The organism is Micromonospora sp. LOL_025 (assembly GCF_048060285.1).
GTDB lineage: Bacteria > Actinomycetota > Actinomycetes > Mycobacteriales > Micromonosporaceae > Micromonospora.
The window spans coordinates 199,426-211,368 of sequence record NZ_JBHMIR010000011.1 but is presented as its reverse complement, the minus strand read 5'-3'; the positions used below and the strand labels follow the sequence as shown (position 1 = coordinate 211,368).

Genomic DNA, 11,943 nt, shown 5'->3' with positions numbered 1-11,943 from the left:
CGCATCGGCCCCACGGTGTGGGAGCTGGACGGCCCGATGCCGACACTGAAGAGATCGAAAACGCTGATCATGGCTGCACTTCCTCGCCGTCGTACCTCGTGGGTCAGCGGCATGGTCGTGGCCGGCCCGGTCCGGGCGGCCGTCCGGCACCCGGGGGTGTGGGTGCCCGACCGGCGAGCCTACCCGCCCGGCTCAGCCCCTGCCGCCAGCCGCGACCGGTCGTCACACCCCGGCGGGTCCGGAAGCGTCGCGGGGCCGGTTCCCGGGTAACCACCTACGGGTACGGGCGCCGCCGATCCTCCTCGCGACCGAGGGCGCGGTGGCCACCCCTTTCTACCGTTGAGGGCAGAGGCGGCGAACGCCGCAGAGTGGGAGTACGACGATGAGTCGCAAACTGGTCCGCCCCCGTCAGGGGCGCATGATCGCCGGCGTCTGCGCCGGCCTGGCCCAGCGTTTCGGCAGGTCGGCCGGCTTCATCCGGCTGCTGTTCCTGCTGTCGCTGCTGCTGCCCGGCACCCAGGTGGTCGTCTACCTGGTCCTCTGGCTCCTGATGCCGAACGAGGACCGCTACGCCACCGCCCGCTACTGAGCCCACCCCACCCCCGCCCGGCGCGGGGGTGAGCACGAGGCGCCCGTCCCGTCGACCGGGGCGGGCGCCGTCGCGTCGTGGGTCCGCCGTCACGGAGCGGTGTACGTGACCGTCACCTTCTCGTAGCCGAGGGAGCGCAGCAGCCCCTCCAGCATCTTGCGGGTGTTCTCCTCGGCCCGCTGGGTCAGGCCGCTGTCGCGGGCGGCGGTGGTGATCCGTTCCTCCGCGAGCTGGTAGACCTGCTGCTGGCGGTTGGGGTCGCCCTTCACCAGCTCGCCGACCCGGTTGAGCAGCCCGCGCTCCTCGGCGAAGACGTAGCTCTTCTCCAGGTCGAGGTTGGTCTTGCCGAGCTGCGGCGCCGGCAGCCTGATCTCCACCGACTTGCCGTCGGCCGACTCGACCACCGCGCCCTCGGAGATCTTGGCGAAGTCGACGTACGCCTCGACGCTGCCCGCCCCGACGAAGAGGGTGCGCTGGCTGAGCAGCCAGTCGGGCACGTTGCGCCGGTCGTTCTGGAGATCGACGACCACCTGGAAGTTGCCCTCGGCCGCGACGTAGCGGCTGAGATCCTGGATCGACTTGAGCAGCGGCGGCTGGCTGCGGTCGGTCTGCTCCTTGGCGAACGGGTTGCGGAAGTCCGGCAGCAGGCCGGTGGCCTGCACGCCGAGCAGCACCACCACCGCCAGCGCCGCCGCGCCGAGCACCCAGAGCAGGCCGCGGGCGGGCCCGCCCGCCGGCGGTGGCGCACCCGGCTCCGGCTCGGTTGTGACAGCCGACCGCTCCTTGAGCGCCTCGCCGGTCGGATAACCGGGGAACTCCCTCGTGGGCTCGTTGATGTCACCGTCGCGGGCCATGGCCCTCACCGTCCTCGTCAGACACGTCGTCTGGAGATGACGGTACGGCTCCGGTGCGACAGCCGCTCGCCGAAGGGCGCGCCGCCGCGCCGATCCGACAGAACCGCAGGTCAGGACGGGTCGGACGGCCGGCGGGTCGCGCTCACTCGATCGGACCGGAGAGGACGAGCACCCGGGCGTGGATCTGGTTGCGCTGCTGGAGCGCCGCCCGCAGGGCGCGGTGCAGCCCGTCCTCCAGGTAGAGCCCGCCGTTCCACTGCACCACGTGCGGGAAGAGGTCGCCGTAGAAGGTGGAGTCCTCGGCGAGGAGCTTGTCCAGCGCCAGCTCGCGCTTGGTGGTGATCAACTGGTCCAGGCGCAGCGGCCTCGGCGGAATCTCCGCCCACTGCTTGAGCGTCAGGTTGTGCTCCGGGTAGGGACGCCCGTCCCGGACCGCTCTGAAGATCACGACGGCACGCTCCCCTCCCCCTGGCCCGGCCGACCCACGACACCGGGTCGGGTCGCGGCGCGGCACCGCGACCCGCGGCACCGATGACCGTGCCAGCGTAGCCGGCTGCACCACACCGCGTTCTGCTCCCTGATGTCAGTTTCACCACCCGCCGTCCGGTTCGCCACCGGACGAAACACCTGACGGGACATCCGACGCCGTCAGCTCCACCGCCCCCGCCGGACCACCTCGTCCACCGGGCGACGCCCCCGGCGCAGTGACGGTGACCGGTGGTCAGGCGCACGATAACCCACCGTCACGGCCCCGACGGGCTCGTACTCTCCCGGCACCCCGAACGCCTCCCGGTACGCGTCGAGGCGCTGCGCGGGGATGCCGAAGAAGCACGCCCCCAGCCCCTCGTCGACGGCGGTCAGCAGCATCAGCAGGGCGGCGAAGCCGGTGTCCACGTACCAGTAGGGCACCGGCCAGCGCTCCGTCGAGCGGTCCGCCCAGCCCTTGTCCGGTTCCGCGTACCGCTCCAGGTAGGCCGAGCGGTTCGCGTGCGGGACGACGATCAACGGGGCCCGGCGCATCCCCGCCAGCCACCGCTCCCGGCCGCCGCCACCCGGGGTGGTCGCCGTCCAGAAGCGCTCCCGGTCCTCCGGCGTCTCCAGCACCAGGAAACCCCAGCCCTGGGCGAAGCCGGCCGACGGCGCGCGGACCGCGTGGTCGAGCAGCCGCTCCACCACGTCGGGCGGGACGGGACGGTCCGGGTCGTAGTTGCGCACCATCCGGCGCCGCCGGACCACCTCGCTGAACTCCATGCGCTTCCCCGCTCAGGCCCCGGGCCGTACGCCCCAGGCACCCCGCCAGGTCGCGCCCGGCTTCAGGGTGATCACGTCCCGGCCCGAGCGGAACGCGTCCGGCGGGCAGGTCATCGGCTCCACCGCCACGGAACGGCGCCGCCGCTCGTCGGGCAGGGCGTCGCCGGTGAACACCTGCCACCAGCCGAACTCCCGGTCCGCCCAGATCCGCACCCCCGCCGCGCCGTCCGGGGCCGCCAGGCTGACCACCGAGCCGCCGTCGTCGTCGCGGATCACGTCGCCGAAGCAGAGGTCGAGCCGGGCGTCGCCGATCCGGCGAGGGCTGGTCCAGTCGTACTCGGTGCCGGCGACCGGGGTGCCCCCGATCGGCAGCAGCCGGCCGTCCACCTGCAACCGCGTCCGGGCCGGCAGCCGCATCGACAGGTCGTCCACCGCCACCCCGGGCACCCGCAGGTACGGGTGCACCGCGAAGCCGAACGGCGCGGGCTCGGCGCCGAGGTTCGTCGCCTCGTGCTCCGCGCGCAGCCCGTCCGGGCCGACGCTCCACCGCGTACGTAGCCGCAGCGGCCACGGGTAGCCCGGCTGCGGCGGCAGGTCGTAGCCGACGGTCACCGCGTCGGAGGACTGCTCCACCAGCCGCCACGGCACCCAGTTGACCAGCCCGTGGATGGCCACGCCCCGGTCCGGTTCGCTGAGGGTGAGCTGCAACGACCGCTCGCCGAAGGTGTAGCGCCCGTCGCGGATCCGGTTCGGCCAGGGGGCCAGCACCTGCCCCGCGCAGCCGGGACAGATCTCGTCGGCGGCGTACCCGTCGAGGCGGTCGGTCCCGTCGTGCCGGTATGTCCGGACCCCACCGCCCACCTCCACGATCACGGCCTCGTGGCCGGCGGCGGAAATGGTCCACTGTGCGCCCGAGGGCGGACGCTGGTCGGGGGTGTCCATGCGGGCGACCCTAACGGTTCCCGCCCCGGCGTCGCTCGCCCCGACCCGGCCGGTCACGCCTTGTCACCGCCGGAAGGGGTCGCCGCCCGGTAGCGCAGCAGCACCGGGAACGCCACCGCGAGCAGCACCGCGAGCGCCGCCGAGAGCAGCCCGCCGCCGACCCAGGCGACGCCGCCGCCGAAACCGGCCGCCACCGCGCCCGCCCGCAGGTCGCCCAGGCGCGGGCCGCCGGCGATGACCACCGTGTTGACGCCCATCAGCCGCCCGCGCATCCGGTCCGGCGCGTAGACCAGCAGCATCGACTGCCGCAGCACCGCGCTGACCAGGTCGGCCGCGCCGGCCACCGCGAGCAGCAGCACCATCAGCCAGAGCTGGCCGGCGAGCCCGGCCGCCGCGACCGCCAGCCCCCAGCCGACCACCGCCACCACCAGCACCAGCCCCTGCCGGCGCAGCCGCCCGATCCACCCGGAGGTCAGCCCGCCGAGCATCGCGCCCGCCGCGATCGCGCTGTAGAGCCAGCCGACCGCCGCGCCGCCGCCGAACCGGGACTCGGCGATCTCCGGGAAGAGCGCCCTGGGCATCGCCAGCACCATCGCGATCAGGTCGATGACGAAGGAGAGCATCAGCACCGGGGTGGTGGCCAGGTAGCGCAGGCCGTCGACGATGCTGGCCAGCCCGGCCCGTCGTGGGGTGGCGGACGCGTCCGGGTCCGGCTCCGGCGGCATGGCGGGCAGCTTCACCGTCGCCCAGACGGCGACCGTGTAGAGCACCGCGTCGGCCGCGTACGCGATCGGCAGGCCGAGGTCGGTGCCCCACCAGGCGAAGATCAGGCCGGCGACCAGCGGGCCGACCACCGAGGCGGCCGTGTGGGTGGTGAAGTTCAGCGTGGTCGCCGCCGGCACCAGTTCCGCCGGCACCAGCCGGGGCAGGATCGCGTTGCGGGTGGGCGAGCTGACCGCGAAGGCGATCGACTGCACCGCCACCAGGGCGAGCAGCAGCAGCGGGCTGCCGATCCCGAGCACCGCCTGCACCGCCAGGCCGAACGTGGCGGCCCAGAGCACCGCCGCCGTCCCCAGCAGCACCTTGCGCCGGTCGTGCGCGTCGGCCACCGCGCCGCCCCAGAGCCCGAAGACCAACAGCGGTACGAACGCCGCGATCCCGATCAGACCGACCCAGAGCGAGCTGCCGGTCAGCGCGTACATCTCCACCGGCACGGCGACCGCGGTGAGCTGGATGCCGAACATCGCGATGCCGTTGCCGAGCCACATCCGCCGGTACGCCGGCACGGCCAGCGGGCGCACGTCGATCGCGAACCGGCGCAGCCCGTTCGGCCGCCCGTCCTTGAGCTGGGTCACGGCGCCAGCCGCTCGACGGTCCACTCCCCGGTCCCGGTGAGCCGGAACCGCAGCCGGTCGTGCAGTCGGCTGACCCGGCCCTGCCAGAACTCCACCGACTCCGGCCGCACCCGCAGGCCGCCCCAGTACGGCGGCGCGGGGATCGGCTCGACCTCGGCGAACCGCTCCGCCGCCGCCCGGTACGCCTCGTCCAGCACGGCCCGTTCGGGGATCACCCGGGACTGGGTGCTGGCCCAGGCGCCGAGCTGGGAGCCGCGCGGCCGGCTGGCGAAGTACGCCTCCGTCTCCGCCCGGTCGACCCGCTCGACCCGCCCCGCCACCACCACCTGCCGGTGCATCGGGAACCAGGGAAAGACGAGGCTCACGTACGGATTGACGGCCGCCTCGGCGCCCTTGCGGGATCCGTAGTTGGTGAAGAAGACGAAGCCCTCCGGGTCGTACCCCTTCAGCAGCACCGTGCGCGCGCTCGGGCGACCCTCGGCGTCGGCGGTGCCGACGACCATCGCGTTCGGTTCGGGCAGTCCGGCGGCGACCGCGTCGGCGAACCAGCGGGCGAACTGGCCGTGCCAGTCGGCGGCCAGGTCCGCCTCGGAAAGGCCCAGCTCCCGGGCGTACTCGTTACGCATCCCCGCCGGCCGGACTGTGTCCCCCGTCACGTTCCCCCTCCTCGTCGTCGACCCGGCCCACTGCCTGCGGCGCTGGCCAGCCCGCACCGCACAGTGTCACCGACGCGGTCCGGGGCGTCCGGACCGGGGATGTCGTGTGCGGCACAGTCGCCGTGGGTCGCGGATCCGGTTACCCAGCAGGCAAGATGTCACGAACACATCCCTGAGGGTCGCCTAAGGCGCTCGCCCGGCTGGGCCGGGACCGGAGCCCCGGGCGGGCGCACCGAGCAGATCCAGGAGAGCGACATGGCCGATTTCAAACCCGGGCTTGAGGGCGTCGTAGCCTTCGAGACCGAGATCGCCGAACCCGACCGCGAGGGCGGCGCGCTGCGCTATCGCGGAGTCGACATCGAGGATCTGATCGGCCAGGTCTCCTTCGGCAACGTCTGGGCGCTGCTGGTCGACGGGCGGTTCGGCCCGGGTCTGCCGCCGGCGGAGCCGTTCCCGGTGCCGGTGCACTCCGGCGACATCCGGGTCGACGTGCAGTCCGCGGTCGCCATGCTCGCCCCGTACTGGGGTCTCAACCAGCTGCTCGACATCTCCGACGAGCAGGCCCGCGAGGACCTCGCCCGGGTGTCGGTCACCGCGCTCTCCTTCGTCGCCCAGTCGGCGCGCGGCCTGGGCCTGCCGGCGGTGCCGCAGAAGGAGATCGACAAGGCGTCCACCATCGTCGAGCGCTTCATGAAGCGCTGGCGGGGCGAGCCGGACCCCCGGCACGTCAAGGCCGTCGACGCCTACTTCATCTCGGCCGCCGAGCACGGCCTGAACGCCTCCACCTTCACCGCCCGGATCGTCGCCTCCACCGGCGCCGACGCCGCGGCCTGCATCTCCTCCGGCATCGGCGCCCTCTCCGGCCCGCTGCACGGCGGCGCCCCGTCCCGCGTGCTCAGCATGCTGGAGGCGGTCGAGCGCAGCGGCGACGCCGAGGGCTACGTCAAGGGCGTCCTCGACCGGGGCGAGCGGCTGATGGGCTTCGGCCACCGCGTCTACCGGGCCGAGGACCCGCGCGCCCGGGTGCTCCGCCGCACCGCCAAGGAGCTGGGCGCCCCGCGCTTCGAGATCGCCGAGGCGCTGGAGAAGGCCGCCCTGGCGGAGCTCCAGGCCCGCCGCCCGGACCGGGTGCTCGCCACCAACGTCGAGTTCTGGTCGGCCGTGGTGCTGGACTTCGCCGAGGTGCCGGCCCACATGTTCACCTCCATGTTCACCTGCGCCCGGATGGGCGGCTGGAGCGCGCACATCCTGGAGCAGAAGAAGCTCCAGCGGCTGGTCCGCCCGTCGGCCCGCTACGTCGGCCCGGGCACCCGCAAGCCCAGCGAGGTCGAGGGCTGGGACGCCATCCCGCACGGCGTCTGAGAGCCGCGCAGGGGCTCCTTCCCGTCGTCAGTCGACGGGAAGGGGCCCCTTTCACGTAGCGGAACCACCGGTGGCGCCCGGGCGCGGCCGGGCTGTTGCGTGGGCGCGACCAGGCGCGACGCCCGGGCCGCCCAAGGGCGGGGGTTGTGGTGGACGCCTCACCGCCGGGCGTGGGACCAGCGGTCACCGCGGCCGGGGCGGGTGGGAGGATGAAGGCCGGCAGTGTCGCCGGACCGGGCCCGGGTCCCGGCCACGTCGTGCGCCTGAGCGCGCGTCCGCCGTCGATCCGCGCCCGCCTGAACACCGGGCCCGCCCTCGCCCATGCGGAAGGATCTCGACAACCGTGGCTGACGCACCGACCATCCGGATTCCCGACGACCTCAAGCCCGCCGACGGGAGGTTCGGCTGCGGGCCGTCCAAGGTCCGTCCGGCGGCGGTCTCCGCCCTCGCCGAGGTGGCGACGAGCTACCTGGGCACCTCGCACCGGCAGAAGACCGTCCGTGACGAGGTGGCCCGGCTGCGCCGCGGCATCGCCGACTTCTTCTCCCTCCCCGAGGGCTACGAGGTGGTGCTGGGCAACGGCGGCACCACGGCCTTCTGGGAGGTCGCGACGTTCGGCCTGGTCCGGGACCGGGCGCAGTTCGCCAGCTTCGGCGAGTTCGGCGCGAAGTTCGCCAAGTCCGTCAAGGACGCCCCGTTCCTCGGCGAGCCCACCGTCCGCAAGTCGGAGGCCGGCACCGCGCCCACCCTGACCGCCGAGGCCGGGGTGGACGTCTACGCCACCCCGCAGAACGAGACCTCGACGGGTGTGGCGGTGCCGATCAGCCGGGTGGCCGGCGCCGACCCCGGCTCGCTGCTGCTGGTCGACGCCACCTCGGGCGCCGGCGGCCTGGACGTCAACGTCGGCGAGACCGACGTCTACTACTTCGCACCGCAGAAGTGCTTCGGCTCCGACGGCGGCCTGTGGCTGGCCCTGATGTCGCCGGCCGCGCTGGAGCGGGCCGGCGAGATCAAGGCGTCCGGCCGTTACATCCCGGCCTTCCTCGACCTGGTCACCGCGATCGACAACTCGCGGCTGGAGCAGACCTACAACACCCCGGCGCTGGCCACGATCTTCCTGGCCGCCGAGCAGACCGACTGGATGAACTCCCAGGGCGGGCTGGCCTGGGCGGCCAAGCGCACGGCCGAGAGCGCGTCGATCGTGTACGGCTGGGCGGAGCGCTCCGAGGTGGCGACGCCGTTCGTCACCGACCCGGCGCTGCGCTCCCACGTGGTCGCCACCATCGACTTCGCCGAGTCCGTCGACGCCACCGCGATCGCCAAGGCGCTGCGCGCCAACGGCATCGTGGACACGGAGCCGTACCGGAAGCTGGGCCGCAACCAGCTTCGCGTCGCGCTCTTCCCGGCCGTCGAGCCGGCCGACGTCGAGGCCCTGACCGCGTCGATCGACTACGTGGTCGAGCGACTCTGATCGCCGTCACGGTCGGTGGCCGCCGACGCGTCCTGCGGCCACCGACCGTGATCATCGCCGCAGCTCAGTCGCGACATGCGGGTGTCGCATCCCCCACCTGCGGACAGATGCGCGTACGGTGGTGCGAGGACGCCCGGGTGGCCGGCTCGTGGCGTGACGGCCAGCGAAGCGGGACGGAGGCTACGCCATGCGCCCAGTACGCTTCGTCGCCCTCTCCGAGGACGGCCAGGCCCTGGTGCTCGCCGACGAGGTCGGGCGACTGCTCGCCCTGCCCATCGACGAGCGGATCGCCGGCGCGTTGCACGCCGAGCCCGGCGCCCCACCGCTCGCGGTGGCCCCGGCGGCCAGCGCCGACCCGGTGCCCTCACTCTCCCCACGGGACATCCAGGCGAAGATCCGCTCCGGCGAGTCCGCCGAGGACGTCGCCCGGATCGCCGGCGTGCCGGTCGACCGCGTGCTGCGCTACGCCGGCCCGGTGCTCCAGGAGCGGGCCATGCTCGCCCAGCACGCCCGCCGCACCCGGCTGAAGGGCGCGGAGAAGCCCACCCCGCTCGCCGAGGTGGTCAACGGCCGGCTGGCCCAGCACGGGATCGACACCGAGAAGATCTCCTGGGACGCGTGGCGCCGCGACGACGGCACCTGGCGGATCGTGGCGACCTGGCCCTCGGGCAAGGCGACCGCGCAGGCGATCTGGGATCTCGACAAGACCCGGCAGGCGGTCACCCCGCACGACGACATGGCGCAGTACCTCTGCGCCGAGCGGCCCACCCCGATCCTCGGCCAGGAGCCGACGCCCGAGCGGGGCGGCCACGCGCTGCCCGGCCCGTCGCGCGGCGAGCCGAGCCGGGGCGGGCACGGCCTGCCGGCGGCGGCGGAGCACAGCCGTCCCGGCCGCGACCCGATCCGGGCCGGGCGGGACGCCCTGCTCGCCTCCCTCGACCGTCCGCTCGGCTCGACCTCGGGCCGCGGGCTCGAACCCCGCACCCCGGCCGCCCTGGCCGGGCAGGACGCGCCGCGCCAACGGCCGGTCGGTGGCGGGGCGGCGGCGCTGCTCGGCGGCGGTCAGGGTTCCGCCTTCGACGACGACTCGGACGCGCCCAAGGAGGTGCCCGCCGTGCCGTCGCTGGCGGTGCTCCGGCCCCGGCGCACGGGCGCGCCGGCGGCAGCGGCGGGCGAGTCGACCGACGCCGGCGGCAAGCCGCGCAAGCGCCTGCCGAGCTGGGACGACGTGCTCTTCGGCAGCGGCCCGGCGGCCCGCGAGTCCTCGTGACCGCCTGACTCCGGCGACCACCCGGTCGCCGGAGTCGACGCGAGGCACTCGAAGTGCCGCCGTGGCAGGGTGGCCTCATGGAGTACACGAACCTCGGCCGTACGGGCCTCTCGGTCAGCCGCCTCTGCCTCGGCACGATGAACTTCGGGCCGCAGACCACCGAGCCGGACAGCTTCGCGATCATGGACCGGGCCCTCGAACACGGGATCAACTTCTTCGACACCGCCAACGTCTACGGCTGGCAGACCGGCGAGGGGATCACCGAGCAGATCATCGGGCGCTGGTTCGCCCGGGGCGGCGGCCGGCGGGAGAAGGTCGTGCTGGCCACCAAGGTCTACGGCAAGATGGGCGAGTGGCCCAACGAGCAGGGCCTCTCCGCCCGGCACATCGTCCGGGCCTGTGAGGACTCGCTGCGCCGCCTCCAGACCGACACCATCGACCTCTACCAGATGCACCACGTCTCCCGGAGCACGCCGTGGGAGGAGATCTGGCAGGCCATGGAGACCCTGGTCGCCCAGGGCAAGGTCCTCTACGTCGGATCGTCCAACTTCGCCGGCTGGCACATCTCCGTGGCGCAGGAGGCGGCGGGGAAGCGCCACTTCCTCGGCCTGGTCTCGGAGCAGTGCATCTACAACCTGATGACCCGGCACGTCGAACTCGAGGTGGTGCCCGCCGCGCAGCACCACGGGCTGGGCATCATCCCGTGGTCGCCGCTGCACGGCGGGCTGCTCGCCGGCGTGCTGCGGAAGATGGCCGAGGGCGGGGCCGCGCGGGGCGCCAGCGGCCGCTCCGCCGACGCGCTCGCCGCGCACCGGCCGACCATCGAGGCGTACGAGAAACTCTGCGGCGACCTCGGTCACGACCCGGCGGACGTCGCCCTCGGCTGGCTGCTGTCCCGGCCCGGGGTGACCGCCCCGATCATCGGACCGCGCACCACCGACCAGCTCGACCGTTCCCTGGGCGCCCTGACCGTCAGCCTCGACGAGGACACCCTCACCCGCCTGGACGAGCTCTTCCCGCCCGTCGGCAACGGCGGCCCCGGCCCCGAGGCGTGGGCCTGGTGACCGGGGAGCGTCAGAGGGGCCAGGCGGCCAGGCGGTCGTAGGTGGGGCGGGGGCCGGGGTGGCTGCGCACGAGGACCATCTCGCCCGCCGGCCACTCCGGGCCCTCGTAGTCGTCGAGGGCGGCCACGTCGGCGGCCACGTCGACCGGGGGCACCCGGTCGCCGGGGCGGGCGATCGTCAGGTGCGGGCGGAACGGCTTCTCGTCGTGCGGCAGGCGGGCGTGCCGCAGCCGGGAGCGGATCAGCCGGGCCAGCACCAGTACCGGCTCCACCTCGCCCCGCAGGTCGACCCAGAGCACGGTGAACCGGCCCCGCCCGAACCGCCCGCCACCGGCCAGCCGGAGCCGGGGCGCGGCCTGGCGTCCGTCGCGGGACCACTCGGCGGCGAGCCCGAGCGCGCTCTCCACGGCGACCAGCCGGTCCGCCTCGACATCGCCGAGGAAGGCCAGGGTGACGTGCGCGTTGACCGGGTCGGCGAGCCGGACGTTGATCCCGGCGGCGGCCGCCGCGCCGATCCGCAGCCGGGCGACCCGCGCGCCGAGGTGCGCGACCGCCTCGGGCGGCGGGTAGAGCGCGACGAAGAGCCTCACGCCGGGCCCGCCCTCAGCGGTGCCGCTGCCGGTGACCGGCCCGGGCGGCGGGCAGGGTCAGCCCGGCGGCGTGCAGCAGGCCCTCCACCCGGACGCGTTCCAGCTCCAGGTCGACGCCCTCCAACTCGGTCAGGTGCTCGGCCAGCCCGAGGGCCCGGCAGGCCAGCCGGAGCCGGTCGTCGTACGCCTGGAGGACCATGCCGTGCCAGACGGGCTGGCGGCCGTCGAAACCCACCCCCTGGCTGCGCAGGCGGCGCAGGTCGGCGGCGAGTTCCTCCAGCGGGCGCCGGTCGGGCCGGTCGAGGTCGGCGAGGTCGATGTCGCGGGTGAGCGCGTCGGCCTCGACGGCCCGGTCCAGCCGGGCGATGGTGCGCCGCTCCCGCCGGCGCTCACGCCACTCGGCGTAACCGCAGGCGACCCGGTCGATGATCTCGTCCGCGCAGAAGACCAGGGCGATCACCGCCGGCAGGCTGGCCATGGCGACGATGGCCAGGATCAGCAGCAGCGCGCGCCCGAGCTCCACGTATCGACGCTAAGCCT

The 11,943-nt window shown here is 74.2% G+C and carries 14 protein-coding genes; 5 read left to right on the top strand and 9 right to left on the bottom strand.

Annotation, left to right across the window (positions count from 1 at the left end; genetic code table 11):
- Window positions 1-71, bottom strand: a 71-nt coding sequence (locus tag ACFHW0_RS17080; RefSeq protein WP_416608769.1) for a serine dehydratase beta chain, incomplete at its 3' end; no start/stop codon positions are given.
- Window positions 72-382: 311 nt separating this feature from the next.
- Between ACFHW0_RS17080 and ACFHW0_RS17075 the strand changes: the two genes are divergently transcribed.
- The gene (locus tag ACFHW0_RS17075; RefSeq protein WP_416608749.1) at window positions 383-589 is read left to right on the top strand and encodes a PspC domain-containing protein; all 207 of its coding nucleotides are present in this window, start codon (window positions 383-385) and stop codon (window positions 587-589) included.
- A gap of 89 nt (window positions 590-678) precedes the next feature.
- Here ACFHW0_RS17075 and ACFHW0_RS17070 read toward each other — a convergent pair whose 3' ends face one another.
- The 6 genes from ACFHW0_RS17070 to pdxH all read right to left on the bottom strand — a co-directional run bounded on the left by ACFHW0_RS17070 (window position 679) and on the right by pdxH (window position 5,617).
- Entirely contained in the window at window positions 679-1,443 is a 765-nt protein-coding gene (locus ACFHW0_RS17070; protein WP_358086135.1) for a DUF4230 domain-containing protein, read from the bottom strand.
- 142 nt (window positions 1,444-1,585) lie between these two features.
- On the bottom strand, window positions 1,586-1,891 hold the full coding sequence (locus ACFHW0_RS17065) for a type II toxin-antitoxin system VapB family antitoxin (RefSeq protein ID WP_089002310.1): 306 nt from the start codon (window positions 1,889-1,891) through the stop codon (window positions 1,586-1,588).
- 200 nt (window positions 1,892-2,091) lie between these two features.
- On the bottom strand, window positions 2,092-2,694 hold the full coding sequence (locus ACFHW0_RS17060; RefSeq protein ID WP_416608747.1) for a nitroreductase family protein: 603 nt from the start codon (window positions 2,692-2,694) through the stop codon (window positions 2,092-2,094).
- Window positions 2,695-2,706: 12 nt separating this feature from the next.
- Entirely contained in the window at window positions 2,707-3,636 is a 930-nt protein-coding gene (locus ACFHW0_RS17055) for an aldose 1-epimerase family protein (protein WP_416608745.1), read from the bottom strand.
- Window positions 3,637-3,689: 53 nt separating this feature from the next.
- Window positions 3,690-4,991, bottom strand: a complete 1,302-nt coding sequence (locus ACFHW0_RS17050; RefSeq protein WP_416608743.1) for an MFS transporter — start codon at window positions 4,989-4,991, stop codon at window positions 3,690-3,692.
- A complete protein-coding gene (gene pdxH / locus ACFHW0_RS17045; protein ID WP_416608767.1) occupies window positions 4,988-5,617 on the bottom strand; it encodes a pyridoxamine 5'-phosphate oxidase in 630 nt (209 codons plus the stop codon). Before pdxH ends, ACFHW0_RS17050 begins: the two co-directional genes overlap by 4 nt.
- 285 nt (window positions 5,618-5,902) lie before the next feature.
- Between pdxH and ACFHW0_RS17040 the strand changes: the two genes are divergently transcribed.
- The 4 genes from ACFHW0_RS17040 (at window position 5,903) to ACFHW0_RS17025 (ending at window position 10,814) form a co-directional block, all read left to right on the top strand.
- Window positions 5,903-7,009 (top strand): citrate synthase 2, encoded by a 1,107-nt coding sequence (locus ACFHW0_RS17040; protein WP_121396987.1) that lies wholly within the window; start codon window positions 5,903-5,905, stop codon window positions 7,007-7,009.
- 343 nt (window positions 7,010-7,352) lie between these two features.
- Entirely contained in the window at window positions 7,353-8,480 is a 1,128-nt protein-coding gene (serC, locus tag ACFHW0_RS17035) for a phosphoserine transaminase (protein WP_416608741.1), read from the top strand.
- Between the two features lie 187 nt (window positions 8,481-8,667).
- Window positions 8,668-9,750 (top strand): septation protein SepH, encoded by a 1,083-nt coding sequence (sepH, locus tag ACFHW0_RS17030; protein WP_366641104.1) that lies wholly within the window; start codon window positions 8,668-8,670, stop codon window positions 9,748-9,750.
- A gap of 77 nt (window positions 9,751-9,827) precedes the next feature.
- Entirely contained in the window at window positions 9,828-10,814 is a 987-nt protein-coding gene (locus tag ACFHW0_RS17025) for an aldo/keto reductase (RefSeq protein ID WP_416608739.1), read from the top strand.
- A gap of 10 nt (window positions 10,815-10,824) precedes the next feature.
- Here ACFHW0_RS17025 and thpR read toward each other — a convergent pair whose 3' ends face one another.
- Window positions 10,825-11,403 carry an RNA 2',3'-cyclic phosphodiesterase gene (gene thpR / locus ACFHW0_RS17020; protein WP_416608737.1) on the bottom strand — a complete coding sequence of 193 codons (579 nt, stop codon included), beginning with the start codon at window positions 11,401-11,403 and terminating at the stop codon, window positions 10,825-10,827.
- A gap of 13 nt (window positions 11,404-11,416) precedes the next feature.
- Entirely contained in the window at window positions 11,417-11,926 is a 510-nt protein-coding gene (locus ACFHW0_RS17015) for a hypothetical protein (protein ID WP_416608735.1), read from the bottom strand.
- Between the last annotated feature and the right edge of the window lie 17 nt (window positions 11,927-11,943).

What these genes read in the sequence shown, in the direction of transcription:
- sepH (WP_366641104.1), top strand. Translation starts at nt 8,668, where the DNA reads ATGCGCCCAGTACGCTTCGTCGCCCTCTCCGAGGACGGCCAGGCCCTG.
- ACFHW0_RS17040 (WP_121396987.1), top strand. Translation starts at nt 5,903, where the DNA reads ATGGCCGATTTCAAACCCGGGCTTGAGGGCGTCGTAGCCTTCGAGACC.
- ACFHW0_RS17070 (WP_358086135.1), bottom strand. Translation starts at nt 1,443, where the DNA reads ATGGCCCGCGACGGTGACATCAACGAGCCCACGAGGGAGTTCCCCGGT.
- ACFHW0_RS17075 (WP_416608749.1), top strand. Translation starts at nt 383, where the DNA reads ATGAGTCGCAAACTGGTCCGCCCCCGTCAGGGGCGCATGATCGCCGGC.
- pdxH (WP_416608767.1), bottom strand. Translation starts at nt 5,617, where the DNA reads ATGCGTAACGAGTACGCCCGGGAGCTGGGCCTTTCCGAGGCGGACCTG.
- ACFHW0_RS17060 (WP_416608747.1), bottom strand. Translation starts at nt 2,694, where the DNA reads ATGGAGTTCAGCGAGGTGGTCCGGCGGCGCCGGATGGTGCGCAACTAC.
- ACFHW0_RS17055 (WP_416608745.1), bottom strand. Translation starts at nt 3,636, where the DNA reads ATGGACACCCCCGACCAGCGTCCGCCCTCGGGCGCACAGTGGACCATT.
- ACFHW0_RS17025 (WP_416608739.1), top strand. Translation starts at nt 9,828, where the DNA reads ATGGAGTACACGAACCTCGGCCGTACGGGCCTCTCGGTCAGCCGCCTC.